The following is a 25,476-nucleotide window of genomic DNA, read 5'->3' on the forward strand; positions in this document are numbered from 1 at the left end:
CGATGCACGTCGTCTTCCGCGAAAGCCACGGGCTCGAAGAAACCGAGACCCCGACCGATCTGGGCCAGAGCCCGGCGGATCTGGTGGTGCTGTCCTTTTCGGACAGCGACCTGGGGGCTTTCGCGGCCGGCTGGCATCGCGGCGGCGGGCCCGAGGGGCGGATGCCCTCGTTGCGGCTGGCCAACCTGACGGCGCTGAAGCACCCATTGTCGGTCGATACCTATGTTGAGCAGACGCTGGAGGGCGCCAAGGGCATCCTGATCCGGCTGATCGGCGGAGTGCCCTATTGGTCCTACGGGTTGCAGCAGGTGCTGGCGCTGGCGCAGGCCAAGGGCATCGCGCTGGCGGTGCTGCCCGCCGACGGGCGCGAGGATACGCGGCTGGACGACTATTCCACCCTGCCGGTCTCGACCCTGCGGCGGCTGGCGCATCTGTGCGACACCGGCGGCGAGGTGGCCGCGCAGGCGGCGCTGGCGCAGATGGCGCTGGCGGCGGGACTCTATGCCGGGCCGGTGATGGGGGCCAAGACTCTGCCCGACTGCGGCGCGTGGTGCCCGGATCGCGGCGTGATTGCGCCCGAGGACGCATTCGCGGGCGAAGGCCGGCGCATCATCGTGACGTTCTACCGCGCCTACCTGACCGCGGCCGATACCGCGCCGGTCGCGGCCCTGATCCGAGAAATCCGCGCGCGGGGTCATCAGGCGGTAGGGCTGTTCGCGCCCTCGCTCAAGGCGCCTGCGGCGGCGGAATGGCTGGCCGAGATTATCCCCGAGATGACGCCCTCGGCGATCATCAATGCCACCTCGTTTTCGGGCAAGGGTGCGTCGGGCACATCGCCCTTGGACGTGGCGGGCGTGCCGGTATTTCAGGTCGCGCTGGCCACTTCGCGCCGCAAGGCCTGGGCCGAGGCCGAACGCGGCCTGTCGCCCGCCGATCTGGCCATGCATGTGGTCCTGCCCGAGGTGGACGGGCGTATCACAGCCGGTGTCGCCTCGTTCAAGGAGCCGGGCAAGCGCGACCCGCATCTGGAATATTCCCGTTTCGCCCACCGGCCCGAGCCCGACCGGATCACCGCCATCGTCGACCGGGCGATGGCCTGGGTGGACCTGGCCGAGAAGCCAAAGGCGCAACAGGTCCTCGCGCTGGTCTTGTCCACCTATCCGGGCAAAGACTGGCAGATGGCCCATGCGGTGGGGCTGGACGCGCTGGCCTCGGCCGAGGCGATCCTGTCCGACCTGCAGGGCGCCGGCTATGACACCGCCCCCGCCGAACCGATTGCCGATACCCTGCTGGACGCCCGGATTTCCTGGCCGGTCTCGGCCTACCGCGCGGCGCTGGCGCAACTGCCCGAGGCGTTGCGCGCCGATCTGGAAACCGTCTGGGGCGCACCCGAGGACGACCCGGCCTGCGCCGATGGGGCCTTCCACTTCACCGCGCTTCGGCGCGGCAAGGCGCTGGTGGCGTTACAGCCCGAACGCGGCACTCCGGAACTGCGCGACGACGAATACCACGACCTGTCGCGCACGCCCCGGCACGGCTACGTAGCCTTCTACCTGTGGCTGCGGCACGGGTTGGGCGCCGATGCGCTGGTCCATATTGGCGCCCACGGCACGCTGGAATGGCTGCCGGGCAAATCCGTGGCTCTGTCGGCCGAGTGCTGGCCCGAGGCGCTGATCGGCGACCTGCCGGTGATCTATCCGTTCATCGTGAACGACCCGGGCGAGGCCGCGCAGGCCAAGCGCCGGATCGGGGCCGTTACGCTGGGCCACATTCCTCCGCCGATGAAGCAAAGCAGCACGCCCGACCGCATGGTGCGGCTGGAATCGCTGTTGGACGAGTTCTCGAACGCCGACGGGCTGGACCCCAAACGGCGCGACCGGTTGCAGGCCGATATCCGTGATGAGGCGCAGGCCATCGGGCTCGAGGCCGATCTGGGGCTGGATCAGGCCACCAGCACCGCCGAAGCTATCACCCGCATCGACCGCTTCGTCTGTGACATCAAGGAAAGCCAGTTCGGCGACGGGCTGCACGTCTTTGGCCGCGCGCCGCAGGTTGCGGGCAATTTCGATACTGCCGCGTCAGCACAGACCGAACGGCAGGCCCTGCTGGATGCCTTGGCCGGCAAACGGATCGAGGCTGGCCCGTCCGGCTCGCCCTATCGCGGACGCACCGACGTGCTGCCCACCGGGCGCAACCTGTTCACCACCGATCCGCGATCGGTCCCCACCCGCGCCGCCTTTGCGCAGGGGGTGAAACTGGCCGAGGAACTGGTGCGCCGCCACCTGCAGGAGGAGGGCGACTACCCCAAGGGCCTGATCGTCGATCTGTGGGGCTCGGCCACGATGCGGACGGCGGGCGAGGAATTCGCCATGGCATTGCACCTGCTGGGCGTCAAACCGGTCTGGGATCCGGGCTCCGAGCGCGTGAGCGGGATCGAGGTTCTGCCGATCACCGATCTGGAGCGCCCCCGGCTGGACGTGACCCTGCGCGTCTCGGGCCTGTTCCGCGACGTGTTCCCGACCCTGTCGGCGCTGTTCGGACAGGCGGTCCGGGCGCTGTCGGAACGCGACGAGGCGCCCGACTGGAACCCCTATGCGGGCCAGCCGCCCGCCGCCCGCGTCTATGGCCCGGCGCCGGGCAGCTATGGGCTGAACATGACCCACCTGTCGGAGACCTATACCGACGAGGCGCGCGCGCAGGCCGGTCAGGCCTGGCTGGACGCCAGCGCCTTTGCCTTCGAGGGCGAGCACATTGCCCACGACCTCGATGGGATCACCCAGCGCGTGGCGCAAGCCGACAGTTTCGTGCACTTGCAGGACCTGACCGAGACCGACCTGCTGCTGGCCAATGACTATGCCACGCATGAGGCCGGATTTGCCGCCGCCAAAAAGCTGACCGGCGGGCAGGCGCAGCTGTACCACCTGGACAATACCCGCCCAGAAACACCCCGCGCCCGCACCCTGCCCGAGGAAATCAGCCGCGTGGTCCACGCCCGCGCCGCCAATCCCGACTGGATCGCCGGTATGCAGCGCCACGGATTCCGCGGCGCGGCCGAGATCGCCGCGACGCTGGATCACATGGCGTCTTTCGCACATCTGTCGGGCAGCGTCGCCCCGCATTTGTTCGACCTCTATCACGATGCCACCCTCGGCAACCCGGAGGTGGACGCCTTTTTGCAGCAGGCCAATCCGCAGGCCCATCAGGCCATGCAGGACCGGTTCCGCGCGCTGTACGAGGCCGGGCTGTGGAACACCCGCCGCAACTCGATCCGCGCCGATCTGGAGGGGTTGGGATGAGCGCCCCGGTCGTCCAGGGCTGGTGCCCCGGCGCGCATCGCCCGATGATGTCCGGCGACGGGTTGGTGGTGCGGGTACGCCCGCGTCTGGCCCGGCTGAGCGCAGCCCAAACGCTGGGGCTGTGCGATCTGGCGCTGCGCTTCGGCAACGGCACCATCGACCTGACCAACCGCGCCAACCTGCAATTGCGCGGCGTGGCCGAAGACGATCACCAGCCACTGCTGGCCGAGTTGTCGGCGCTGAAACTGCTGGATGCAGAGCCCGGGCTTGAGACCCGGCGCAACATCCTTGTGTCGCCGCTGTACCAACCGGGCGACCTGACCGCGCGCCTGACGCAGGCATTGATCGACCGGCTCGGTGATCTGCCCGCCCTGCCCGCCAAGTTCGGCTTTGCGGTGGATACCGGCGAGGCGCGGCAGCTGGCCGGGGACTCGGCCGATATCCGATTGGAGCGAGGACCTTCGGGCCTGATCCTGCGCGCCGACGGGGCCGAGACCGGCCGCTTGGTGACCGAAGATGAGGCGATCGATCGCGTGATCGATCTGGCCATGTGGTTCGCCGAGCGCTTTACTTCTGACACCCGCCGCATGGCCCGCCTGATCGCGGTGCAGGCTCTGCCCGAGGAATGGCAGGGCCACGCCCCCGGCCCCACGGCACCGGCGCCGCAACCCGGTAAAAGCACAATCGGCCCGATCTATGGCGCGGCCTTCGGGCAACTGCCCGCCGCCGAGTTGCGTGCATTGGTCGAGGCCTCGGGCGCCGCCGCCCTGCGCGTCACGCCCTGGCGGTTGTTCCTGCTGGAAGGCGGGGCGGCGCTCCCAGCCCCGGCCTTCGTGACGGACGGCGCCGACGCGCTGCTATCCACCGACGCCTGCCCCGGCGCGCCATTCTGCCCGCAGGCGCAGACCGAAACCCGGGCCATCGCCCGCGCACTGGCCCCGCGCGTGTCCGGCAGCCTGCATGTCTCGGGCTGCGCCAAGGGCTGCGCGCGCATGGGCGCGGCCGATCTGACGCTGGTGGGCCGCGATGGGCGATTTGATCTTGTAAAACACGGCCGCGCGGGGGATGAGCCCCTCCAGCGCGGGCTGGACCCCGAAACACTGAAGACCATGGACCTGACCTGATGCCCTATGAATACGAAACCGACGGCGCGGCGATCTACAAGCAATCCTTCGCCACGATCCGGTCCGAGGCCGATCTGGCCCGCTTTGATCCGGACGAAGAGCAGGTCGCCGTCCGCATGATCCATGCCGCCGGGATGGTCGGGCTGGAAGAATTCATCCATTTCTCGGACGGCTTCGTGCGCACCGCCCGCGCCGCGCTGGAAAACGGCGCGCCGATCCTGTGCGACGCGCGGATGGTGTCCGAAGGCGTCACACGCTTTCGCCTGCCCGCTGACAACCAGGTCATCTGCACCCTGCATGACGAGCGCGTGCGCGCGCTGGCCGAGAAGATGGGCAACACCCGATCCGCCGCCGCGCTGGAACTGTGGCGCCCGCATCTGGAGGGTGCGCTGGTGGCCATCGGCAACGCGCCCACGGCGCTGTTTCACCTGCTGAACATGCTGGAAGACCCCGACTGCCCCCGCCCCGCCGCGATCATCGGCTGCCCGGTGGGCTTTGTCGGTGCGGTCGAATCCAAGGACGCCCTGTGGGAAGCGCAGCCGGTGCCCTGCTGCATCGTCAAGGGCCGTCTGGGCGGCAGCGCCATCACCGTCGCCGCGATCAACGCCATCGCAAGCCGGGCGGAATGAGCATGGGCACGATCTATGGCGTGGGCCTCGGCCCAGGCGACCCCGATTTGATGAGCGTCCGGGCCGACCGCCTGTTGCGCGGCGCGAAACACGTGGCCTATTTCCGCAAGCCCGGCCGAACCGGGCAGGCGCGCAAGATCGTCAACGAGATGATCCGCGACGATGCGGTCGAGTTCCCAATGGAATACCCCGTCACGACCGAGATCCCGGTCACCGATCCGCGCTACAACGCTCTGCTGGCCGAGTTCTACGAACGCTGCACCGCACGCTTGAAAGAACTGGCCGATCAGGGCGAGGACGTGGTGGTGCTGTGCGAGGGAGATCCGTTCTTCTACGGCTCGTTCATGCATCTCTACAGCCGCCTGCGCGACGTCGTGCCCGTCGAGGTGGTGCCGGCGATCACCGGCATGTCAGGCGCTTGGACGGCCACGGGCGATCCGATCACCTGGGGCGATGACATCCTCACGGTGCTGATGGGAACCCTTCCCGAAGATGTTCTGGCAGACCGCATGGCGCGCACCGACGCGCTGGTGGTGATGAAGATCGGCCGCAACATCGACAAGGTGAAACGCGCGCTGAAAACGGCGGGCCTGTTCGACCGGGCCTGGATCGTGGAATACGCGCAGATGCCCAACCAGACCGTTCGCAAGCTGAGCGACGCCTGCACCGAGGTCACGCCCTATTTCTCGATCATCATCGTGCACGGACAGGGGCGGCGGCCATGAGCGGCTGGGTCAAGATCGCCGGGCTTGGCCCCGGAAACGAGGCGCTGGTGACCCACGAGGTGACCGCCGCCTTGGCCGAGGCGACCGATGTGGTGGGCTATATTCCCTACGTTGCGCGGGTGGCCGAACGGCCTGGCCTGACCCTGCACGCCAGCGACAACCGGGTCGAGATCGACCGCTCGCAGCACGCGCTGCGCATGGCGGCCGAGGGCAAGCGGGTAGTCGTGGTCTCATCGGGCGATCCGGGCGTGTTCGCCATGGCTGCCGCTGTGTTCGAGGCGCTGGAAAACGGCCCCGACGCCTGGCGTAACATCCAGATTGTCGTACTACCCGGTATCACCGCCATGCTGGCCGCCGCGGCCCGGGCGGGCGCGCCGCTGGGCCATGATTTCTGCGCCATCAACCTCAGCGACAATCTCAAGCCCTGGGCCGTGATCGAGAAACGCCTGCGGCTGGCCGCGCAGGCCGATTTCGCGATGGCCTTCTACAATCCGCGCTCGAAGTCGCGGCCTGAAGGCTTTGTAAAGACGCTGGAAATCCTGCGGCAGGAATGCGAGCCCGAGCGCCTGATCCTGTTCGCCCGCGCCGTATCGCGCCCAGACGAGGCGATCCGCATCGCGACCCTGGCCGAGGCAACGCCCGACATGGCCGACATGCAAACGGTGGTGATCGTCGGCTCATCCCTGACCCGCGTCATCGAGCGGCCCATCGGCCCCATCGTCTATACGCCAAGGTCCACGCCGAAATGAGCCAGCCAGTCCAGAACCTGCGGCACGCTTGTCAACTCGACCCGGCGGGGCAGCCTGGACCGGTCGATCATCAGCACCGGGATGCCCAGCGCTCGCGCGGCGTCCAGCTTGGCGCGCGCGCCGGTGCCTCCGGCGTTCTTGGACACCACCAGTTCAGTTCGGTGCCGGCGCATCAGCGCCGTGTCTTCTTCAACCGTAAAAGGCCCGCGCGACACGACCACGTCGCAATCGGCGAAGGGCAGCGGGCCGGGTTCATCGACCGGCCGCAGAAGATAGTGGTGCTGGGGCTGCGCCGCGAATTCCTCAAGATGCATGCGCCCCACCGCAAGGAACACCCGACGCGGCGGACCGGCCAGCGCGGCGACGGCGCCGGCGATGTCGGGCACGTGTTGCCACCGGTCGCCGGGCGCGGCCGTCCATTCTGCGCGGGTCAGCGCGGCCAGCGGCGTCTGCGTCTGCTGGCAGGCGGCGATGGCATTGCGGCTCATCTGCGCGGCAAAGGGATGGGTGGCGTCGATCACATGGGTCACGCCGTTGTCGCGGATGTGACGCGCCAGACCCTCGGCCCCGCCGAAGCCACCTACGCGCGTAGGCAGCGGTTGCGGCCGCGGGTTGTCGACCCGGCCCGCATAGGAATAGGTTGCCGCCACACCCAAATCCGCCACGGCGCGGGCCAATGCGTTGGCCTCGGTCGTGCCGCCAAGGATCAGGAGGTTGGGCATGTCTGAAACTCCGTGGCTGACCATTCTGGGCCTGGGCGAGGATGGACTGGATGGCCTGTCGGCCGCAAGCCGTCAAGAGCTGGAACGCGCCGAGGTCATCATGGGCCCACCCCGGCACCTGTCGCTGGTTCCCGAAACCGGGGCCGAACGCATCGCATGGCCGGTGCCATTCGCTGACGGGCTGACCATCCTGCAAGGGCTGAAGGGCCGGCGCACGGTGGTGCTGGCCTCGGGCGATCCGTTCTGGTTTGGCGCCGGATCGGTGATCGCGCGCAATTTCGCCCCTTGGGAGTGGGCGGCACGGCCGGGCCAGTCGACCTTCTCGCTGGCGGCGGCGCGATTGGGCTTGCCTCTGGAAAACGTTGCCACCTTCGGCCTGCACGCTGCCCCCCTGACCCGCCTGCGTCCGCATCTGTCGCGCGGCCTGCGCGCCATCGTCCTGCTGCGCGACGGGGCCGCTGTGGCCGAGCTGGCCCGCTATCTGACCGAGACCGGGTTCGGCGAAACGACCCTGCACGTGATGGAGGCCCTCGGCGGCCCTCGGGAACGCGCGCGCAGCATGTCCCTGACCGAAGCCCTGCTGGGCGCGTTCGAGCATCCGGTCTGCGTTGCGCTCGAGGTTTCGGGCGACGGGCGTGAGCTGCCCTTGGCCTCTGGCAAACCCGACGAGATTTTCGAAACCGATGGGCAGATCACCAAACGGCCGGTGCGCGCGCTGACACTGTCGGCGCTGGCGCCTGCGCGGGGCGAGCATCTGTGGGACATCGGCGGCGGCAGCGGATCGATCGGCATCGAATGGCTGATGTGCGACCCGTCCCTGACGGCCACCACGATCGAGCCGCGCGCAGACCGCGCCGCGCGAATCCGCGCTAATGCCGACGCGCTGGGACAGGATCGGTTGCAGGTCATCCATGGCCGGGCGCCCGACGCGCTGGACGGACTGCCCTTGCCTGACGTGGTGTTCGTCGGCGGCGGGCTAAGCGACGCACTGCTGGACTGGCTCGTGAGCAATCTCCCTTCGGGCACCCGGCTGGTCGCCAACGCCGTTACGCTGGAAAGCGAAGCAGTGCTGAGCCAATGGCACGCCAAGCTGGGCGGAGACCTACTGCGGATCGAGCTGGCACAGGCTGGCGACCTCGGCCCCCGGCGCGGTTGGAAATCGGCCTATCCGGTCGTGCAGTGGAGTGTGACCCTATGATCGTGGCCGGGCTTGGGTTTTCGTCCACCGCGACCTGCGCCAGCCTGCGCGCAGCGTTCGACCGCGCCACTGCCGGGCAGGCGGTGGACGCGCTGGCCACCGCCGCCGACAAAGCCGGCCACCCGGCGCTGGCCGAATTTGCCGCTGCCTGCGCCCTGCCCCTGCATTTCGCGGACCCGGCCGATCTGGCCGGGCAACGCACGCTCACCTGCTCGCCCCGCAGCCGCGCCACCCATGGCACCGGCAGCGTGGCCGAAGCTTCCGCCCTCGCCGCCGCCGGACCGGGCGCGCGGCTGCTTTCACCCCGACAGATCTCGGACGACCGGCTTGCCACCTGCGCGGTCGCCATCGGAGGACAGACATGACCGTTCATTTCATAGGCGCCGGACCGGGCGCCGCCGACCTTCTGACCCTGCGCGGACGCGACATCATCGCCGCTTGCCCGGTGTGCCTGTATGCCGGGTCGCTGGTGCCCGAGGAGATCCTGGCCCACTGCCCCGAAGGCGCCCGGATCGTGAATACCGCGCCGATGGATCTGGATCAGATCATGGCCGAAATTCAAGCCGCCCATGACGCCGGTCAGGACGTGGCCCGGCTGCATTCGGGCGACCTGTCGGTCTGGTCGGCGATGGGCGAACAGATCCGGCGCCTGAAACAGATGGGCATTCCAGTCAGCGTGACCCCCGGCGTTCCGTCCTTTGCCGCCGCGGCAGCCGCTTTGGGCACCGAACTGACCCTGCCCGGGCTGGCGCAATCGGTGGTGCTGACGCGGACGCCGGGGCGCGCCTCGTCCATGCCCGAGGGCGAAACGCTGGAAAACTTCGCCCGCACCGGCGCCACACTGGCCATCCACCTGTCGATCGGCAATCTGGACAAGGTGGTGGCCGACCTGACCCCCGCCTATAGCGCCGATTGCCCGGTGGCCGTGGTGTACCGCGCCAGCTGGCCGGACGAGCGGATCATCCGCGCCAAGCTGGGCACGTTGAAGGAATCGCTGGACGAAAGCATCTCGCGCACCGCGCTGATCCTGGTCGGGCCGGCACTGGCCGGTGAAGGCTTCGACGAAAGCTGTCTGTATTCAAAGACCTATGACCGTCGCTATCGTCCGCAAAGCGCCGACAGCCCGTGGTCGAGCTGGAGTCACGGCGATGACTAACCCGCCCGGACTGCTCATTTCGGCCCCATCCTCGGGGACGGGCAAGACGACCGTGATGCTGGGCCTGCTGCGCGCGCTGGCCGAGGACGGGCTGACGGTGCAGCCTTTCAAGAGCGGTCCCGACTACATCGACCCGGCCTTTCACCGGGCGGCGGCGGGGCGGGCCTCGTTCAACCTTGACAGCTGGGCGATGGGCGCGCCGTTACTGGGCGCGATTGCGGCGCAGGCCGAAGGCGCCGACATCGTGGTGGCCGAAGGGTCGATGGGCCTGTTCGACGGGGTCGCAAAGCCGGGCGAGCTGGGCCACGGGTCCAGCGCCGAGACCGCGCTGCGCATGGGTTGGCCGGTGGTTCTTGTGCTGGATGTGGGCGGTCAGGCGCAATCGGCCGCCGCTACGGCGCTGGGGTTCCGGATGTACAACCCCGACCTGCCCTTTGCCGGCGTGATTCTGAACCGCTGCGCCAGCCCGCGCCACGAACGCCTGACCCGTCTGGGGATGGAGCGCGCAGGCCTGCCGGTTCTGGGCGTCCTGCCCCGGCGCGGCGACCTGACCCTGCCCGAGCGGCATCTGGGTCTGATCCAGGCAGTCGAGCACCCTGATCTGGAAAGCGCAATTGCCGGCTATGCGGCCTTTCTGCGTGAACATGTGGATCTGGAAGCGATCAAGCGGGCGGCCTCCTCGGGCCCGATGGGGCCGTCGTCGCCCGCGCTGCCGCCCCCTCCGGCGCAACGGATCGCGCTTGCCCGGGACGCCGCGTTTTCCTTTACCTATCCGCATCTTCTGGAAGGCTGGCGGGCGGCCGGTGCCGAGATTCTGCCGTTTTCTCCGCTGGCGGACGAGGCGCCGGCCCCGGACGCCGATCTCGTCTGGTTGCCCGGCGGGTACCCCGAACTGCACGCCGGAACCCTGGCTGCGGCAGACCGGTTCCTGACCGGCTTGCGCAATCATGCCGAAACGCGGCTCGTGCATGGCGAATGCGGCGGCTACATGGCCCTGGGCGAAGGGCTGATCGACAAGGATGGCACCCGCCACCGGATGGCCGGGCTGCTGGGTCTGGTCACCTCGTACGAGAAGCGCAAGTTCAACCTGGGCTATCGCCGGGCCGAGTTGCTGGCCGACATGCCCGGGTTCTCGGCCGGGACCGCGCTGCGGGGGCACGAGTTCCACTATTCCTCGATCGTCGAGCAGCCCGACGTGCCCTTGGCACGGGTTTTTGACGCCGAAGGCGCCGAAGGTCCGCAGACCGGATCGCGCCGCGGGCATGTCACCGGTACGTTCTTCCATCTGATCGCAGAGGCCAGCGCATGAGCGGTTTCGTTTCCTTCATCGGGTCCGGTCCCGGCGACCCGGAATTGTTGACCCTCAAGGCCGTGGACCGGCTGCAAAAGGCCGACGCGGTACTGTTCGACGATCTCAGCAGCGGGCCGATCCTGAGCCATGCGCGCAAGGAGGCCGACCTTGTGGGCGTGGGCAAGCGCGCCGGGCGGCCCTCGCCCAAGCAGGACCATGTCAGCCGCCTGCTGGTCGAGTACGCCCAGACCGGCCAGCGGATCGTGCGGCTGAAATCGGGCGATGGCGGCCTGTTCGGACGGCTAGAGGAGGAGCTGGTGGCCCTGCGCGCTGCCAGGATCGCGTACGAGATCATTCCGGGTATCCCCTCGGCCATTGCGGCGGCTGCGGCTGCGGGCATCCCGCTGACCCGGCGCCTGACTGCGCGGCGGGTGCAATTCGTCACCGGCCACGATGTCAGCGGCAAGCTGCCCGAGGATCTGAACCTGCCCGCGCTGGCCGACCCGGGTGCGACGACGGTGGTGTTCATGGGCAAGCGCACCTTTCCCCTGCTGGCGCAGGCGCTGCACGCGCATGGGCTGCCGCTGGACACCCCAGCGCTGATGGCCGAGTCGGTCTCGACGCCTGAGCAATCGCTGCACCGGTCCACCGTCGGCGCCCTGGCCGAGCGCCTGGGCTCCGAGGTCGGCACTGCACCTGCGCTGATCCTTTATGGTCCGCTGGCGGAGTTCGACGATGATTGATCTGGTCTTGATCGGGATCGGCACCGGCAACCCGGACCACGTGACCTTTCAGGGCGCGCAGGCGATCCGCGCGGCCGATCTGATCCTGATCCCCCGCAAGGGCGCCAACAAGGCCGATCTGGCCGGCGTGCGCGAGGAAATCATCCGCAAGGTCACTGACACACCGCCCCAAATCGCCTATTTCGACATTCCCGAACGCCGGTCGCAGGATGCTTATCTGCGCGGCGTGGATGAATGGCACGACGCGATCGCCCTGCGCTGGGAGGAGGCAATGGCCCGGCACCCCGAGGCGCGCACCGTCGCCCTGCTGATCTGGGGCGACCCGTCGCTCTACGACAGCTCGCTGCGAATCGCGGCGCGGCTGGACCCGCAGCCGAACACCAAGGTGATTCCCGGCATCACGGCGCTGCAGGCGCTGACGGCGGCCCATGCCATGCCGATCAACGAGATCGGCGCGCCTTATCTGGTGACCACCGGCCGGCGTATCCGCGACGAGGGCTGGCCCAGCGACGCCGATACGGTTGCGGTGATGCTGGATGGCGAATGTTCGTTCCAGACGCTGGACATGGCCGATTTTGACATCTGGTGGGGGGCTTACGTGGGTATGCCCGAGCAGATCCTGATCAAAGGTCCGCTGGCCGATGTGGCCGATGAGATCCTGCGCACCCGCACCGAGGCCCGCGCCTGGCACGGGTGGATCATGGATATCTATGTTCTGAAAAAGCGCGGGAATTGACGCGAAAGGTCGCAAATGGCGATTGCGCCACAGCGGCATTCACGTCTAAATGGACGGGTCTGGTCCTGCCGGAGACATCCGGATGCTAAGAGGGAATTTGGTGCGGCCTGCGCGCAGGTCAAATCCAAAGCCGCCCCCGCGACTGTAAGCGGTGAGCCCTGTTCAACCAGCCACTCCCGATCCGTTCGGGGGGAAGGCGAACAAAGGCGCTGACCCGCAAGCCAGGAGACCTGCCAGGCGCACAATGAAACACCGGCCGTCGGGTGCGGCGGCACAGGAGGACAGAAAATGACGACACAAACGCAAACCGCATCAACGGCACGCGCTGGCATTCTTTCGGCAGTGTTCGCGGCGGCCCTGGGCCTGGGGATCATCACCCTAGCCGGTCACGTTCAGGCATCGGCGCTGCATGACGCCGCCCATGACGTGCGCCACGCAACCGGCTTCCCCTGCCACTAAACCAATGTTCAGTCGCATTCTGACCAGCGCGTTGTTCGCTGGTGCTGCAGCCGGGTTGATCGTCGCCCTGCTGCAGTTGGTATTCGTGCAACCCGTGTTGCTGCATGCTGAACTCTATGAATCCGGAGAGCTGGTGCATTTCGGAGCCGAAGCCGTCTCGGCCCATCCCGAACTGCCGGGCATGTTCTCGGACCTGACCCGCGACGGGTTGAGCGTGGTGTTCACCATGCTGACCTATACCGGCTATGCGCTGGTTCTGGTCGCCCTGATGTCGCTGGCCGAGGCGCAAGGCCACCCGGTTGACGGGCGCACGGGCGTGCTATGGGGGCTTGCCGGTTTCATCGCCTTTCACCTGGCGCCGGGCTTCACCCTGGCCCCCGAGGTTCCGGGTGTTGCCGCAGCCGATGTGTTCGCGCGGCAGATCTGGTGGTGGGCAACCGTCGCGGCTGCTGGTGTGGCCATGTGGCTGATCGCCTTTGGTGGCAACATCGTCAGCTATCTGGTTGCGGCCGTGCTGTTGATGGCCCCGCACCTGATCGGCGCGCCGGAACCCGACGTGTTCACCGGGCCGGTTCCGACCGAGATCGGGGCCCTGTTCGCAGCACGCGCCTTTGGCGTCGGCCTTGTGGCCTGGGTGCTGCTGGGTTCGTTTGCCGGGTATTTCTGGCAAAGCGAGGGCAAGCGCGTCGAAGCCGCGGCCTGATCCCCGAAATCCCACGACCCGCCGGCGCCCAACCGGCGGGTCATTTGCTTTTCAAGGAAACATGATGACACGCTCGCTTGCTCTTTTCGCGATCGGTCTGGTCTTTGGTGGGGGTGCCGGGTTCGTGCTGGCCGCGGCCAACGGCGTCACCTTCGATGGCCACGACCATTCCGACCCCGCCCAACATGGCGGCCATCACGCCGAGGCCATGGCCCATGACCACAGCGCCGCCATCAACCTGCCCGCCGGACCGGACGCGCCGGGGCTGGAGATCGCCGTCTCCCCCGACCCGATGGCGGGTTGGAACCTGCATGTGATGCCAAAAAACTTCCGCTTCTCGCCGGAGAACGCCTCGCTGGACAACAAGCCCGGCGAAGGCCATGCGCATGTCTATGTAAACGGCGTCAAGCTGGCCCGGCTTTATGGCAACTGGATGCACATTTCGGACCTGCCCAAGGGCGACACTACCATCGAGGTCTCGCTGAACGCCAACAGCCACAGCCCGCTGGCCGTGGATGGGGTGCCGGTCAGCGCCTCGGTCACGGTTCAGGTGGACTGAAACGCGGGGATCCGCGCCCGCAGACACAAGCGAAGCCGCCCGCACGGCCGGGCGTCTTCGATCCAGCCATTCGGGCTGTTCAGAATGGTCCGGCAGGTCGCCGCAATGTCATCGGCATCGGCAACCGGATCGATCCCCGAAAACACGTAGGACGCCAGGCTTTCCCCCTGCATCGCCACCACGGTCGGCTCATTGCAACCGCTGAAACAGGCGTGCTCGGCGATCTCGACCTGCCCGTCCACGCCCGCAGCGCGCAGGGCGTCCGATACGGCCTGACGCTCGGCCGGCAAGTCGCGCTCGCCCGCGCAGCTGCTGCAGATCAAAACACGCATGCCACTCGCCTGCCTTTTCCGTTTCACACTGTCGCTTGTGCGGGTTTCGCACCCCCGGCGCAAGCCCGCCGCCCACGATATTGTGACTGTACGCACCCGGGAATTCGGGAAGACTTGGGCCAACCACGACCTGGAGAGCCCGTGATGAAACGTCTTATGTTTTTCCTCGGCCTGCTGGCGCTGCCCGCGCTTGCTGCCGATATCGAACCACGGCCGGGTTGGGCCGTCCACCCGACGACCAAGACCCATGACGCGCTGGTGGCCGACACGATCGCAGCGGTCAAGGCAAACGGTCTGATCGTGGTAACGCAGGCCGGGCCCACCAAGGCCGCCGCCGCGCGCGGCATCACCATTCCGGGCAATCGGGTGATCGGCGTCTTCAACAACGACTATGCGGTGCGGGTTCTGGAACAATCGGTGCCCGCGATGATCGAGGCGCCGATCCGCCTGTACGTCACGGAAAACGAGGACGGGACCGCGACGCTGTCCTACAAAACGCCCACTTTGGTCTTTGCCCCCTACAACGGTGGCTCCGACGCCTTGCCCGCGATTGCCGCAGAGTTGGACGCCAAATTCGCCGCCATCGCCCAGATGGCTGTCAAATAGTCACACTGACGTGATGCGGCTTGCACCGGCCCGGAACCTCCGCAATCTGCTGCGCAACGGAACTTACGGAGCTTGTTCGATGCAGGACCTGTCCCCCCGCGCTGCGGACCTTCTGGCGCAACGGCTGTACGAGGCCGGGTGCCGCCACGCATTCGGCATGCCCGGGGGCGAGGTGTTGACCCTGGTCGATGCGCTGGAACAGGCCGGGATCACCTTTCACCTGACCAAGCACGAAAACTCGGCCGGTTTCATGGCCGAGGCGGTGCACCACCGCGACGGCGCGCCGGCGGTTCTGGTGGCGACTCTGGGTCCTGGGGCCATGAACGGCATCAATGTCGTGGCCAACGCGCTGCAGGACCGGGTGCCGATGATCGTGCTGACTGGCTGCGTCGATGCCGACGAGGCGCTGACTTACACCCATCAGGTCATGGATCATGCGCAGGTCTATCGCTCGATCACCAAGGGTACGTTCACCCTGACGGCCAAGGGCGCCGACATCATCGCCGACAAGGCCGTGTCGCTGGCCACGCAGCCACGCCCCGGGCCGGTGCATATCGACGTGCCGATCTCGGTCGCCGATACACGGGTGTCGGTCGCCAAGCGCCGACGGCTGACCCGGGCCGCCCGCGTCGCGCCCGAGGGCACATGCCTGGAGAAGGCCCGCCGATGGGTCGCCGAGGCCGAGCGTCCGCTGGCGATCATCGGGCTGGACGTGCTGTATGACGACTCGCGCAGCGTGGTGCGGGCGTTTCTGGAACATTTCGGCATCCCGTTCGTCACGACCTACAAGGCCAAGGGCGTGGTGCCCGAGGATCACCCGCTGTGCCTGGGGGGCGCGGGGCTGTCGCCCTTGGCCGACACGCAGCTTGTGCCGCTGGTCGAACAGGCCGACCTGATCCTGTGCCTGGGCTATGACCCCATCGAAATGCGCCCCGGCTGGCGCGAGATCTGGGACCCGGACAAGAAACGCGTGATCGACATCTCGGCCGTGGTGAATGACCACTACATGCACCAGGCGGGGCTGAACCTGGTGGCCGATACCGGCGCCACGCTCGAGGCGATCGCCAAGGGCAACCCCGCCCAACCGACCTGGCCCCAAGGCCAACCGGCGCAGGTCAAGGCCGCCTTGGCCGCGGCCTTTCCCACCGATGACGACTGGGGCCCCGCCGCCGTGATCGCCGAGGCCCGCGATACCCTGCCCCCCGAAACACTGGCCACCGCCGACAGCGGCGCGCACCGCATCCTTCTCAGCCAGATGTGGCAATGCTCCGAGGCGCGCGGCCTGATCCAGTCTTCGGCGCTGTGCACGATGGGCTGCGCCGTTCCGATGGCGATCGGCCTGAAACTGGCCGAACCCGACCGCCCGGTCATCAGCTTTTCCGGCGATGCCGGATTCCTGATGGTAGCCGGTGAGTTATCGACCGCCGCGGAAATGGGAGGAAACCCGATCTTTCTGGTCTTTGTCGATGCCAGCCTGGCCCTGATCGAGCTGAAACAGCGCCAGCGCCAGATGGGCAACCGGGGAGTCGATTTCGACCGGCATGACTATGCCGCGATGGGCCGGGCGTTCGGCGGCAACGGCCACACCGTGCGCAACCGCGCTGAACTGCGCGCGGCGCTGCAGGCCGCGATGGCCGCCGACACGTTCACGGTGATCGCAGCCGAGATCGACCGCGGAGGCTATGATGGCCGCATCTGAAGGGCCGCTGAAGGGCGTCAAGGTTCTGGATCTGTCGCGCATTCTGGCCGGGCCGACCTGCACGCAGCTGCTGGCCGATCTGGGCGCCAGCGTGATCAAGGTGGAAAACCCGGCCACCGGGGGCGATGACACCCGCCAATGGGGGCCGCCCTATGTCACCGATGCGGATGGCAACCCGACCGATCTGAGCGCCTATTTCATGGCTGCGAACCGCAACAAGAAGTCCGTCGCCATCGACATCGCAACGCCCGAGGGGCAGGCACAGATCCGGCGGCTGGCCTCTCATGCTGACATCCTCATCGAGAATTTCAAACCCGGCGGGCTGGCCAAATACGGGCTGGACCATGAAACCCTCTCGCGGGACTTTCCGGGGCTTATCTACTGTTCGATCTCGGGCTACGGCCAGACCGGCCCGAACGCGGCCAAGCCGGGCTATGACCTGATGGCGCAGGGCTATGGCGGGATCATGTCGCTGACGGGCGAACCGGATGGAGCCCCTATGAAAGTCGGCGTGGGCATCGCCGACGTGATGTGCGGCATGTACGCGACCGTCGGCATTCTGGCGGCGCTGCGCCACCGGGATCAGACCGGCGAAGGCCAGCAGATCGACATCGCACTGGTCGACAGCCAGATCGCATGGCTGATCAACGAGGGCGTGAACTATCTGACCTCGGGCCAGGTTCCACAGCGGCGCGGGAATGGGCACCCCAACATCGTGCCCTATGATGTTTATGAAACCGCCGAAGGACACGTCATTCTGGCCGTGGGAAATGACAGCCAGTTCCGGCGTTTCTGCGGCTTTCTGAAGCTGGGTCACCTGCCCGACGATACGCGGTTCGCCACCAACCCGGCCCGGCTGGAACACCGCGACGCATTGAACGCCGTTCTGCGGCCCGCGCTACAGCGGCTGGAGACCAAGGCCGTCATCGATGGCCTCGAGGCGCTGAAAGTGCCGGTCGGGCCGGTTCAGACGCTGGATCAGGTCTTTGCCTCGGATCAGGTGGCGGCGCGGGGGATGCAAGTGGATATGCCAGCCCGGCCCGGCCCGGTGCGGCTGATCGGGAATCCATTGAAGTTGTCCCGCAGCCCGGTGACCTACCGCTCTGCTCCGCCCGAGTTCGGCGCTGACACGCAAGCGGTTCTGAACGCGGAAAACCCCTTCGAGGATTGAAACACTCTGCCTTTTTCGGCGGCAAGTCGCTGAAACATGTCATTGAATCGGCGATTTTTTTCGCTTTTTGCGAACACAAGCTTTCACCAATTCGAGAGCAGGCCCGATACTGTTACGTCCCGTCTGCACACTCTGCTAAGTCCAAGAGTGTGAGTTTTTGCAACCAGATTGGACCCAAGCATGCAGCAAGATGTTTTCGGACAGATGAACACCCTGACCCACCCGGACAGCGCCGAAGCGTGGAATGGTGTTCTGCTTGGTTTCATGGCGCACGCAGCCGTCACACCTCAGCATCTGGGCAAGGTGCTTGAGCTTGAACCGGGCTTTGCGCTTGGGCATGCCATCAAGGGGCTGTTCATGGTTCTGTTGGGGCGCAGGGAAATGATGGAGGTCGCCCATCAGGCCGCCGCTGCCGCAAAGAGTGCGGCCGCTGAGCAGCCGATTTCGGCCCGCGAGACACTGTATCTTGAGGCCCTGGATCACTGGCTGGCAGGCCAGCCCACCCGCGCCGTGCAAACCTTCGAGGCAATTCTGCGCAGCCACCCCGATGACACGCTGGCCATGAAACTCAGCCACGCGACCCGTTTCGTGTTGGGCGACTCCGCAGGGATGCGACGCTCGATCGAACGGGTTCTGCCAGCTTATGCGCCTGATCACCCCGGTCGTGGATACCTGCTTGGGTGCCATTCCTTTGCGTTGGAAGAAACCGGTGCCTATGAAAAGGCCGAAATCGCAGGGCGGCAGGCTCTGTGGATGGTTTCGGACGACGCGTGGGGCCTGCACGCAGTCGCCCACGTGCACGAAATGACGGGCAATGCGCAATCCGGTCTGGACTGGCTGGCCGGGCGCGAGGCTGCCTGGTCCCACTGCAACAACTTCCGGTATCACGTGTGGTGGCACAAAGCGTTGATGCATCTGGATCTGGGTCAGATCGACCAGGTGCTTGATCTGTACGACCACGAGATTCGCCAGGACAAGACAGATGACTATCGCGATATTTCGAATGCGACCTCGCTGTTGTCGCGGCTCGAGCTTGAAGGCGTGGACATTGGCACCCGATGGGAAGAACTGGCCGACCTGAGCGCCGCCCGCACCGAAGACGGCTGTCTGATCTTCGCTGATCTGCATTACCTTCTGGCATTGACTGGTGACAACAGGCCCGACTCGACCGCCAAGTTGCTGGCCCGCATTCACAAGGACTCGCAACAGCCCGCAACCGACACGGCACGTCGCATGGCCGACCCGGGCTTGGCCGCTGCCATTGGCCTCGAGGCATTTGGAAAAGGCAATTATCTTCAAGCCTTCGAGCATCTTGCAAATGCGCGAAATTCGATGCAATTGGCCGGCGGCAGTCACGCCCAGAGGGATGTTTTTGAACGCATTACAATCGATTCCGGCCTGCGTGCCGGACGCCTCGACGATGTCGAGCGCATTTTGGACGACCGCAAGGCCAAACGGTCCGGCACCGAAGACAATTACGCCCTCGCGCGCCGCGCTCTGATCAGTTCGGCCCGCGACCAATCCGGTGTGCAAAGCGTACCGGCTGAATAACAAGACGACCACAAAGGACAGAGAAACGAATGGCGACAGCATCGCCCGCTTCTGATTTTGCACCGGTGGCGGCATCCTCCGCCCCTGCTGCCACAACCCGCGACCCGCGGCTGGATTTCTATCGCGGTATTGCGATGTTCATCATCCTGATCGCGCACATCCCGAACGACCCTTGGGCCAGATGGATCCCGGCCCGGTTCGGATTCTCGGACGCGACTGAAATCTTTGTTTTCTGCTCGGGCATGGCTTCGGCGATCGCCTTTGGCGGCGCGTTTGAGCGCAAGGGCTGGTGGATGGGGACCGCCCGGGTCAGCTTCCGCATCTGGCAGGTCTACTGGGCCCATATCTGCCTGTTTTTCTTTGTCGCCATGTCCATGGCGGCGCTGGATCTGTCCGGAGCCTTCGACAAAAGCTATGTCTCGGGATTGAACCTGCAGCATTTCTTCAACGACCCGATGCCACAGATGGTGGGGCTGTTCACCCTGACCTATGTGCCGAACTATTTCGACATCCTGCCGATGTACCTGGTCGTTCTGGCAATGATGCCGATGTTCATGGGCCTGTCGCGCCTCAGCATCTGGGCGGTCGGGTTGGTCTCGGTCGCGATCTGGCTGGTGGCGCAGACCGATATGTTGGCGCTTCCGGCCGAACCGTGGTCGGACCGCCAGTGGTTCTTCAACCCGTTTGGATGGCAGTTGCTGTTTTTCACCGGCTTTGCATTCATGCGAGGCTGGATCCCTGCGCCGCCGGTTTCCAAGACGCTGATCTGGGCCGCGGCATTGTTCCTTGTCCTCTCGGCCCCATTCGGATCGTGGAAAGTGTTCTTGTGGGTCCAGGCGGCCGCCCCGGATCTTGCCGAAAACATCCGAAAGGTCTGGCCCCTGACAAGCGAACTGCGCGAAAAAACTGATTTCGGTCTGTTCCGGTACATGCACTTCCTGTCGCTGGCCTACCTGGGATGGGTGGCTGCTGGGCAACATGGGCATCGCCTGATCGCCACCGGCAACACGATGGGCGCGCAGCTGTGGCGATGGATCCTGAAGCAGATCACCAAAGTGGGCCAGCAGTCCTTGGCGGTTTTTGTATTTTCCATGGCAGCAGCACGACTTATCGGCGTTTTCCTCGACGAATTTGGGCGGGATTTTGCCACCGTTCTGGCCGCAAATCTAATTGGATTTGCATTGATCATCGGCGTGGCTTATCTGGCCGCTTGGTTCAAATCACACCCATGGAAATCGAAGTCATGAAGTTCACGCGTCGTGCATTCCTTGCGTCGACTACGGCGCTGGCCTTCGCCCCGGCCACCTTTGCCACCGGTGGCGAGGTGCCATTCGACCGGGCCGACATCATCGCCCTTGCCCGCGATCTGGCCAGCCGCCCCTACGAGGCGCGCGAAACCGTTCCGCAGGCGTGGCAGGACCTCACTTACGAGCAGTACCGCTCCATCCGTTTCCGGCTGGACCGTGCGCTCTGGTACGGGACCGATACGCCGTTCAACGTCGATTTCTTCACCCCCGGCCTCTACTTTCCGCGAACCGTTCAGGTCTCGGCGGTTGAGAACGGGATGACCGCGCCGGTTGCCTTCGACCTCGAGATGTTCGACCGGGCCGAGGACGTCCCCGATCTGCCAGTAGACGAAACGCTGGGTTTTTCGGGTTTCCGGCTGCGCACCGAGATGCATCGCCCTGGCAAGACGGACGAGTTCTGCGTCTTTCAGGGAGCCAGCTATTTCCGTGCCATCGGCCTTCACGAGGTTTATGGTCTGTCAGCCCGTGGTCTTGCACTGAAAACCGGGGATCCCGAGGGCGAAGAATTTCCGGATTTCATCCGGTTTTGGCTGGAGCGCCCAAAGCCCGGCCAGCGCAACATGATCGTTCACGCCCTGATGGACAGCCCCAGCGTGACCGGCGCCTACCGGTTCGACATCACGGCCGGCGCCGACTGCATCATGGAGGTGCAGGCAACCTTGTTTGCTCGGGAAGAACTTCCCCATGTCGGGATCGCTCCGGGGACGTCGATGTTCCTGTTCGATCAGACCAATCACAACCGGTTCGACGATTTCCGTCCGGCCGTGCACGACAGCGACGGGCTGATGATCCGAAACGGGGCGGGAGAAGTGATTTGGCGCCCGCTCGCCAATCCCAAGCGATTGCAGGTGTCCTCATTCGTCGACATGAATCCGCGCGGGTTCGGACTGATGCAGCGCAAACGCGCGTTTTCCGACTATGCCGACCTCGAGGCGCAATACCACAAGCGCCCCGGGCTTTGGGTCGAGCCGATGGGCGATTGGGGTAAAGGTACGGTCACTCTGGTCGAAATTCCGGCCGATCAGGAGATCTACGACAACATTGTCGCCTATTGGCGTCCTGCGGAACCGGTCGCTGCCGGTGCTCAGCTCGACTTGTCGTACCGCCTGATCTGGGGCGAGGAACCTCAGCGGACCGCCATGCCGCGGGTGATCAACACCGCAATGGGCGAGAACACTTTCGGCGAAGGACGGCTTGCGGTGATCGACTTCGAAGCCAGCGAGTTGTTCGACGATCCGGACGTCCTCAGCGTGTTCGTGCAGTCGCCTCATGCGGAAACCTCGGACGGGGTTCTGCAACGCAACCCGGATACGGGCGGTTTGCGTCTGGCCTTTTCGTTTCAACCCGGCGACCGCGACCACGTAGAATTGCGCGCGCAACTGAGGCTGGGTGACGAGCCCGCCTCGGAAGTCTGGATGTACAGATGGACAGCATAATCCCGGACCTGAAAATCATGCCGCCCGAGGCACCGCTGGCAATGCCGGAGCAGGACTTTGGCGCCGGGTTTCGGGACGCCCAAGCACCTGCGGATGCCCGCCGGTCGTCGGCTGGCCTTTGGCGCGCATTGGCGTTTTCCCCTGCCATGGCCGCCTCGGTTGCTTTGTTGTGGGTCATGGCGGACTGGTTCGACGCCGAAGGGATAAACGTGGTCGAAGCCATCCTTTTGGCATTGATTTCGTTCAATTTCTTCTGGATTTCCTTCACGGTCTGCACCGTCCTACTGGGCATGGTCTCTCTGGCCCGGCAAGAGCGTCCGGTACGGCAGGGTCGTGCGCAGCCACTGCGGGTCGCTTTGCTGATGCCCGTCTACAACGAAGTGCCGTGGAACGTGTTGGGCAATGCCCGCACGATGCTCGAAGAACTGCGCGCCCGAGGGGGCAAGCATCACTATGCGATGTTCATCCTGTCCGACACCCGCGATCCGGAAATCGCGGCCCAGGAACAGGCCAGCATCGAGGCGCTGCGTACCACGCTCGCCCCGGGGCTTGAGCTGTATTACCGACGCAGAGAACAGAATACGGACCGCAAGGTCGGCAATATTGCTGATTGGGTCAGCCGCTGGGGTGGCGCTTGGGATGCAATGCTGGTTCTGGACGCCGACAGTCTGATGACCGGGCGCGCGATCGCGCGGCTGACCGACGCGCTGGCCCGCGATCCCGGCGCCGGCCTGATCCAAAGCTATCCGCAACTGATCGGTGCCCAGTCCGTCTTTGCCCGGATGCAGCAGTTCGCCAATGGTGTGTACGGCATCGCGTTCGCCGAGGGCCTGTCCCGTTGGTGTGGCCAGGAAGGCAACTATTGGGGCCACAACGCCATCATCCGCACCAAGGCCTTTGCGACCTGTGCGGGTCTGCCCAAGCTGCGCTCGCTCTCGGGCCAGGAACAACTGATCATGAGCCACGACTTCGTCGAGGCCGGGTTGCTGCGCCGCGCCGGTTGGGGCGTTCGCTTTCTGCCGCGCATCCGAGGCTCGTACGAGGAAACACCGCCGACATTGATCGACCACGCCCTACGCGACCGCCGCTGGTGCCAGGGCAACCTGCAGCATCTGCGACTGCTGGGCTCGACCGGGTTTCGGGCCGTGTCGCGGTTTCATCTGTTCCACGGCGCCGTCGGATACCTGATGTCACCCTTGTGGTTCGCACTGCTGGTCATGTGGGCGTTGATCGGTCAGGGCAAGGATGCTTCGGTGCTGCACTATTTCAGCCCCGACAATCCGATGTTCCCCCAGTGGCCGGAAATGACCGAAACGCGGCATGTTCTGATCATTCTTGTCATGTACGCGATGCTACTGGCCCCCAAGATTCTGGGTGCACTGGCATTGCCCCTCAGCGGTGTTCGCTATGAAGATTTCGGCGGCCGGACCCGGTTTCTTGCGTCATTCCTGTTCGAGGTCGTGCTGTCGATCCTGTACGCACCAATCCTTATGGTACAGCAGATGATCGCCGTGTTCCGCACCCTTCTCGGTGTGCAAAAAGGCTGGACCCCGCAGGCACGGGATGGCGGCACTTATGGGTTGCGGACGCTGATCGTGTGTCACGCGCTCGAAACCATCAGCGGCCTCGCGCTGAGTGCGGGTATCCTGGCCGGGTTGGTCTCGGTCTGGTTGGCTCCAATCGCCATCAGCCTGACCTTTGCGGTACCGCTCTCCGCTCTCAGCGGCGTATCTGCGGCAGCAGCGCGTCGCATGGTCGGCATGCCCGAGGATTTCCACGAGCCTGCCATCACGCGGGCGGCACGTTCGCATCGCAACGAGTTGAAACGCCTGATCGAGGGCAAGGGAACCATGACCCCGGCGGAATGATCACCCGCCGGGCAACCCTTCGTACCAATCCAGCATCATGTCTGCCCAGCCCCGCGGAACTGTATGACCGCCGGGAAACAGCGCGAACTCCAATGCACTGCCGTCAGCACAGGCGGTCCACTTGCGGCGCATGAACTGGCCTGTCGTTGAAAACCCGTCCGGACGGTTGTCGGCGCATTCGTTGGCCTGCCGCCAGATTTCAAGCCCGGCGAAGATGTCGCCCTGAAGGAACCGACCGCCGCCCAGTGCGCGCCCCTCCAGCGGCACCACGTTGTCGGTCCAGCCATGTGTGTGGAACAGGCGCACGGGCCCCGCACAACTTTCGGGATGCGGACGCCAGAATCCGCCTGAGACAGGCACGTAGGCCGAGAATGCCTCGGGATCGGCGCAGGCCAGATAGTTCACCATGAAGCCGCCGGCCGAGAATCCCCCCAGCACCACGCGGTGGTCATCTACCCCGAACTGTTGGACCGCATCCGCAACAACCTCCTTCAGGAACGCGGCTTCGTCACGCCCGTCCCACCCCGGATAGAAGTTCCAGCTCTTTCGCCCGTTGCGCTCGGCCCCCTCGGGTGCCATGACCGCGTATCCCCGCGCCAGCAAGGGTTCGACCATGCCGCGGTTTTTCATGGTTCCCTGCGCGCTGCCGCCATACCCGTGCAGGAACACGACCAATGGCGGGTTGGTTTCTTCCGGCAGCTCGATGCGATAGCTTCCGGTTGCAGTCTCGCAAACACCCTGATCCTGCCCACACGCGGCCAATGCCGGAGTTGCGGCGGTTGCGACCAACACGGCCAAAAGATCCCTGAGCCTCATCACGCCCCCTCCGAATACGCCTGCACCGGCAGCCCGGCCCGCACCCAGCCCGGACCTGCGGCTGACCCCAGCATCCCTTCGGGCACGTCAAGGATGTTGCCGTAGCCCGCCTCGGTCAACCTGTTGCCCAGCCGCGCTGACCGCACACCACGGGCGCAGATCACGGCAATCGGCCGCCCCTTGTCACCGCCGGACAGGCGATCCAACGCATCCAGAAAGTCTTCACGGCGCATGTCCAGCGGTTGAGCGCCCTGCCCGATGCCTGAGGCACGCCATTCGCGCGGAGTCCGGATGTCGAGCAACAGGATTTCCCCCGCAACAGCCTTTTCATGCGCCTGAGCGACGGTCAACTTACCGCCAGAAAAGTCTTCGGGGATCAGACGGTATTCACGGAACGCAAAACCCGCGAGAACAGCGGCCGCGCCCCCAAGGAACACGCCTCTGCGGCTGAGCCTGGTTGTGATCGCCAATGTGCACCCTCCGGTTTCTCCAAGCCGGTTTTATCACGGGTCCGCCTCCGACGCTGCGCCGAAAAGCCGGGTGCGGATCAAGTTCGCGTCATTTTCGCGCAGGCTTTGGCCAAAAATTCGCGGGGAGTAG

Annotated in this window: 25 protein-coding genes and 1 riboswitch; of the genes, 21 read left to right on the plus strand and 4 right to left on the minus strand. The window is 65.7% G+C overall.

Annotated elements, in window-relative coordinates:
- Positions 1–2: 2 nt before the first annotated feature.
- The 5 genes from cobN to cobJ are packed head-to-tail and all read left to right on the plus strand — an operon-like array spanning position 3 to position 6,523.
- Positions 3–3,296 carry a cobaltochelatase subunit CobN gene (cobN, locus tag ACR0CU_RS08575; RefSeq protein WP_480642831.1) on the plus strand — a complete coding sequence of 1,098 codons (3,294 nt, stop codon included), beginning with the start codon at positions 3–5 and terminating at the stop codon, positions 3,294–3,296.
- Positions 3,293–4,420: a precorrin-3B synthase gene (cobG, locus tag ACR0CU_RS08580; protein ID WP_170446719.1), complete on the plus strand. Its 1,128-nt coding sequence runs from the start codon at positions 3,293–3,295 to the stop codon at positions 4,418–4,420. The genes cobN and cobG overlap by 4 nt, the downstream gene beginning before the upstream one ends.
- On the plus strand, positions 4,420–5,049 hold the full coding sequence (locus ACR0CU_RS08585) for a precorrin-8X methylmutase (RefSeq protein WP_170446721.1): 630 nt from the start codon (positions 4,420–4,422) through the stop codon (positions 5,047–5,049). Before cobG ends, ACR0CU_RS08585 begins: the two co-directional genes overlap by 1 nt.
- Positions 5,046–5,774 (plus strand): precorrin-2 C(20)-methyltransferase, encoded by a 729-nt coding sequence (locus tag ACR0CU_RS08590; RefSeq protein WP_170446723.1) that lies wholly within the window; start codon positions 5,046–5,048, stop codon positions 5,772–5,774. The genes ACR0CU_RS08585 and ACR0CU_RS08590 overlap by 4 nt, the downstream gene beginning before the upstream one ends.
- The gene (cobJ, locus tag ACR0CU_RS08595) at positions 5,771–6,523 is read left to right on the plus strand and encodes a precorrin-3B C(17)-methyltransferase (protein ID WP_170446725.1); all 753 of its coding nucleotides are present in this window, start codon (positions 5,771–5,773) and stop codon (positions 6,521–6,523) included. Before ACR0CU_RS08590 ends, cobJ begins: the two co-directional genes overlap by 4 nt.
- Here the strand turns inward: cobJ and ACR0CU_RS08600 are convergent.
- Positions 6,496–7,245 (minus strand): cobalt-precorrin-6A reductase, encoded by a 750-nt coding sequence (locus ACR0CU_RS08600; protein WP_170446727.1) that lies wholly within the window; start codon positions 7,243–7,245, stop codon positions 6,496–6,498. The two genes, cobJ and ACR0CU_RS08600, sit on opposite strands and share 28 nt — an antisense overlap.
- Between ACR0CU_RS08600 and cbiE the strand changes: the two genes are divergently transcribed.
- The 9 genes from cbiE (at position 7,244) to ACR0CU_RS08645 (ending at position 14,090) form a co-directional block, all read left to right on the plus strand.
- Positions 7,244–8,443 carry a precorrin-6y C5,15-methyltransferase (decarboxylating) subunit CbiE gene (cbiE, locus tag ACR0CU_RS08605; protein ID WP_170446729.1) on the plus strand — a complete coding sequence of 400 codons (1,200 nt, stop codon included), beginning with the start codon at positions 7,244–7,246 and terminating at the stop codon, positions 8,441–8,443. The genes ACR0CU_RS08600 and cbiE overlap by 2 nt on opposite strands.
- Positions 8,440–8,808, plus strand: a complete 369-nt coding sequence (locus tag ACR0CU_RS08610) for a cobalamin biosynthesis protein (RefSeq protein ID WP_170447093.1) — start codon at positions 8,440–8,442, stop codon at positions 8,806–8,808. Before cbiE ends, ACR0CU_RS08610 begins: the two co-directional genes overlap by 4 nt.
- Positions 8,805–9,599, plus strand: coding sequence for a precorrin-4 C(11)-methyltransferase (gene cobM, locus ACR0CU_RS08615; protein ID WP_170446731.1), 795 nt, complete (start codon positions 8,805–8,807; stop codon positions 9,597–9,599). The genes ACR0CU_RS08610 and cobM overlap by 4 nt, the downstream gene beginning before the upstream one ends.
- Entirely contained in the window at positions 9,592–10,908 is a 1,317-nt protein-coding gene (locus ACR0CU_RS08620; protein ID WP_170446733.1) for a cobyrinic acid a,c-diamide synthase CobB, read from the plus strand. Before cobM ends, ACR0CU_RS08620 begins: the two co-directional genes overlap by 8 nt.
- Positions 10,905–11,633, plus strand: a complete 729-nt coding sequence (gene cobA / locus ACR0CU_RS08625) for a uroporphyrinogen-III C-methyltransferase (RefSeq protein WP_170446735.1) — start codon at positions 10,905–10,907, stop codon at positions 11,631–11,633. The genes ACR0CU_RS08620 and cobA overlap by 4 nt, the downstream gene beginning before the upstream one ends.
- Complete coding sequence (gene cobF / locus ACR0CU_RS08630) at positions 11,626–12,369, plus strand: precorrin-6A synthase (deacetylating) (RefSeq protein ID WP_170446737.1); 744 nt, start codon at positions 11,626–11,628, stop codon at positions 12,367–12,369. Before cobA ends, cobF begins: the two co-directional genes overlap by 8 nt.
- Before the next feature lie 43 nt (positions 12,370–12,412).
- A riboswitch (cobalamin riboswitch) is annotated at positions 12,413–12,621 on the plus strand.
- Positions 12,622–12,657: 36 nt separating this feature from the next.
- On the plus strand, positions 12,658–12,828 hold the full coding sequence (locus tag ACR0CU_RS08635; RefSeq protein WP_005981986.1) for a CbtB domain-containing protein: 171 nt from the start codon (positions 12,658–12,660) through the stop codon (positions 12,826–12,828).
- 4 nt (positions 12,829–12,832) lie between these two features.
- Positions 12,833–13,531, plus strand: coding sequence for a CbtA family protein (locus ACR0CU_RS08640; RefSeq protein WP_170337718.1), 699 nt, complete (start codon positions 12,833–12,835; stop codon positions 13,529–13,531).
- Between the two features lie 64 nt (positions 13,532–13,595).
- Positions 13,596–14,090 (plus strand): hypothetical protein, encoded by a 495-nt coding sequence (locus tag ACR0CU_RS08645; protein WP_170338190.1) that lies wholly within the window; start codon positions 13,596–13,598, stop codon positions 14,088–14,090.
- On the opposite strand, the gene ACR0CU_RS08650 is transcribed toward ACR0CU_RS08645, so the two are convergent.
- Positions 14,078–14,422: a DUF1636 family protein gene (locus ACR0CU_RS08650; protein WP_170435096.1), complete on the minus strand. Its 345-nt coding sequence runs from the start codon at positions 14,420–14,422 to the stop codon at positions 14,078–14,080. The two genes, ACR0CU_RS08645 and ACR0CU_RS08650, sit on opposite strands and share 13 nt — an antisense overlap.
- Before the next feature lie 144 nt (positions 14,423–14,566).
- On the opposite strand from ACR0CU_RS08650, the gene ACR0CU_RS08655 reads away from it, so the two are divergent.
- From ACR0CU_RS08655 to mdoH, 7 genes are all read left to right on the plus strand, one after another.
- A complete protein-coding gene (locus tag ACR0CU_RS08655) occupies positions 14,567–15,028 on the plus strand; it encodes a DUF302 domain-containing protein (protein WP_170358436.1) in 462 nt (153 codons plus the stop codon).
- Positions 15,029–15,107: 79 nt separating this feature from the next.
- Entirely contained in the window at positions 15,108–16,727 is a 1,620-nt protein-coding gene (locus ACR0CU_RS08660) for a thiamine pyrophosphate-binding protein (RefSeq protein WP_170446739.1), read from the plus strand.
- Entirely contained in the window at positions 16,714–17,898 is a 1,185-nt protein-coding gene (locus tag ACR0CU_RS08665) for a CaiB/BaiF CoA transferase family protein (protein ID WP_170446741.1), read from the plus strand. The genes ACR0CU_RS08660 and ACR0CU_RS08665 overlap by 14 nt, the downstream gene beginning before the upstream one ends.
- 180 nt (positions 17,899–18,078) lie before the next feature.
- A complete protein-coding gene (locus tag ACR0CU_RS08670) occupies positions 18,079–19,449 on the plus strand; it encodes a tetratricopeptide repeat protein (protein ID WP_170446743.1) in 1,371 nt (456 codons plus the stop codon).
- Positions 19,450–19,478: 29 nt separating this feature from the next.
- Complete coding sequence (locus ACR0CU_RS08675; RefSeq protein WP_170446745.1) at positions 19,479–20,696, plus strand: OpgC family protein; 1,218 nt, start codon at positions 19,479–19,481, stop codon at positions 20,694–20,696.
- On the plus strand, positions 20,693–22,192 hold the full coding sequence (locus ACR0CU_RS08680; RefSeq protein ID WP_170443318.1) for an OpgD/OpgG family glucan biosynthesis protein: 1,500 nt from the start codon (positions 20,693–20,695) through the stop codon (positions 22,190–22,192). The genes ACR0CU_RS08675 and ACR0CU_RS08680 overlap by 4 nt, the downstream gene beginning before the upstream one ends.
- Entirely contained in the window at positions 22,180–24,060 is a 1,881-nt protein-coding gene (gene mdoH / locus ACR0CU_RS08685; RefSeq protein ID WP_170338174.1) for a glucans biosynthesis glucosyltransferase MdoH, read from the plus strand. Before ACR0CU_RS08680 ends, mdoH begins: the two co-directional genes overlap by 13 nt.
- Here mdoH and ACR0CU_RS08690 read toward each other — a convergent pair whose 3' ends face one another.
- Positions 24,061–24,876: a CE1 family esterase gene (locus tag ACR0CU_RS08690; protein WP_480642838.1), complete on the minus strand. Its 816-nt coding sequence runs from the start codon at positions 24,874–24,876 to the stop codon at positions 24,061–24,063.
- Positions 24,876–25,346 carry a rhodanese-like domain-containing protein gene (locus ACR0CU_RS08695; protein ID WP_480642839.1) on the minus strand — a complete coding sequence of 157 codons (471 nt, stop codon included), beginning with the start codon at positions 25,344–25,346 and terminating at the stop codon, positions 24,876–24,878. Before ACR0CU_RS08695 ends, ACR0CU_RS08690 begins: the two co-directional genes overlap by 1 nt.
- Between the last annotated feature and the right edge of the window lie 130 nt (positions 25,347–25,476).

The sequence above is a fragment of the Ruegeria sp. BC2 genome (genome assembly GCF_056539245.1).

Coding starts and splice junctions, on each gene's coding strand:
- cobN (WP_480642831.1), top strand. CDS start 3: ATGCACGTCGTCTTCCGCGAAAGCCACGGGCTCGAAGAAACCGAGACC.
- cobG (WP_170446719.1), top strand. CDS start 3,293: ATGAGCGCCCCGGTCGTCCAGGGCTGGTGCCCCGGCGCGCATCGCCCG.
- ACR0CU_RS08585 (WP_170446721.1), top strand. CDS start 4,420: ATGCCCTATGAATACGAAACCGACGGCGCGGCGATCTACAAGCAATCC.
- ACR0CU_RS08590 (WP_170446723.1), top strand. CDS start 5,046: ATGAGCATGGGCACGATCTATGGCGTGGGCCTCGGCCCAGGCGACCCC.
- cobJ (WP_170446725.1), top strand. CDS start 5,771: ATGAGCGGCTGGGTCAAGATCGCCGGGCTTGGCCCCGGAAACGAGGCG.
- cbiE (WP_170446729.1), top strand. CDS start 7,244: ATGTCTGAAACTCCGTGGCTGACCATTCTGGGCCTGGGCGAGGATGGA.
- ACR0CU_RS08600 (WP_170446727.1), bottom strand. CDS start 7,245: ATGCCCAACCTCCTGATCCTTGGCGGCACGACCGAGGCCAACGCATTG.
- ACR0CU_RS08610 (WP_170447093.1), top strand. CDS start 8,440: ATGATCGTGGCCGGGCTTGGGTTTTCGTCCACCGCGACCTGCGCCAGC.
- cobM (WP_170446731.1), top strand. CDS start 8,805: ATGACCGTTCATTTCATAGGCGCCGGACCGGGCGCCGCCGACCTTCTG.
- ACR0CU_RS08620 (WP_170446733.1), top strand. CDS start 9,592: ATGACTAACCCGCCCGGACTGCTCATTTCGGCCCCATCCTCGGGGACG.
- cobA (WP_170446735.1), top strand. CDS start 10,905: ATGAGCGGTTTCGTTTCCTTCATCGGGTCCGGTCCCGGCGACCCGGAA.
- cobF (WP_170446737.1), top strand. CDS start 11,626: ATGATTGATCTGGTCTTGATCGGGATCGGCACCGGCAACCCGGACCAC.
- ACR0CU_RS08635 (WP_005981986.1), top strand. CDS start 12,658: ATGACGACACAAACGCAAACCGCATCAACGGCACGCGCTGGCATTCTT.
- ACR0CU_RS08640 (WP_170337718.1), top strand. CDS start 12,833: ATGTTCAGTCGCATTCTGACCAGCGCGTTGTTCGCTGGTGCTGCAGCC.
- ACR0CU_RS08645 (WP_170338190.1), top strand. CDS start 13,596: ATGACACGCTCGCTTGCTCTTTTCGCGATCGGTCTGGTCTTTGGTGGG.
- ACR0CU_RS08650 (WP_170435096.1), bottom strand. CDS start 14,422: ATGCGTGTTTTGATCTGCAGCAGCTGCGCGGGCGAGCGCGACTTGCCG.
- ACR0CU_RS08655 (WP_170358436.1), top strand. CDS start 14,567: ATGAAACGTCTTATGTTTTTCCTCGGCCTGCTGGCGCTGCCCGCGCTT.
- ACR0CU_RS08660 (WP_170446739.1), top strand. CDS start 15,108: ATGCAGGACCTGTCCCCCCGCGCTGCGGACCTTCTGGCGCAACGGCTG.
- ACR0CU_RS08665 (WP_170446741.1), top strand. CDS start 16,714: ATGGCCGCATCTGAAGGGCCGCTGAAGGGCGTCAAGGTTCTGGATCTG.
- ACR0CU_RS08670 (WP_170446743.1), top strand. CDS start 18,079: ATGCAGCAAGATGTTTTCGGACAGATGAACACCCTGACCCACCCGGAC.
- ACR0CU_RS08675 (WP_170446745.1), top strand. CDS start 19,479: ATGGCGACAGCATCGCCCGCTTCTGATTTTGCACCGGTGGCGGCATCC.
- ACR0CU_RS08680 (WP_170443318.1), top strand. CDS start 20,693: ATGAAGTTCACGCGTCGTGCATTCCTTGCGTCGACTACGGCGCTGGCC.
- mdoH (WP_170338174.1), top strand. CDS start 22,180: ATGGACAGCATAATCCCGGACCTGAAAATCATGCCGCCCGAGGCACCG.
- ACR0CU_RS08690 (WP_480642838.1), bottom strand. CDS start 24,876: ATGAGGCTCAGGGATCTTTTGGCCGTGTTGGTCGCAACCGCCGCAACT.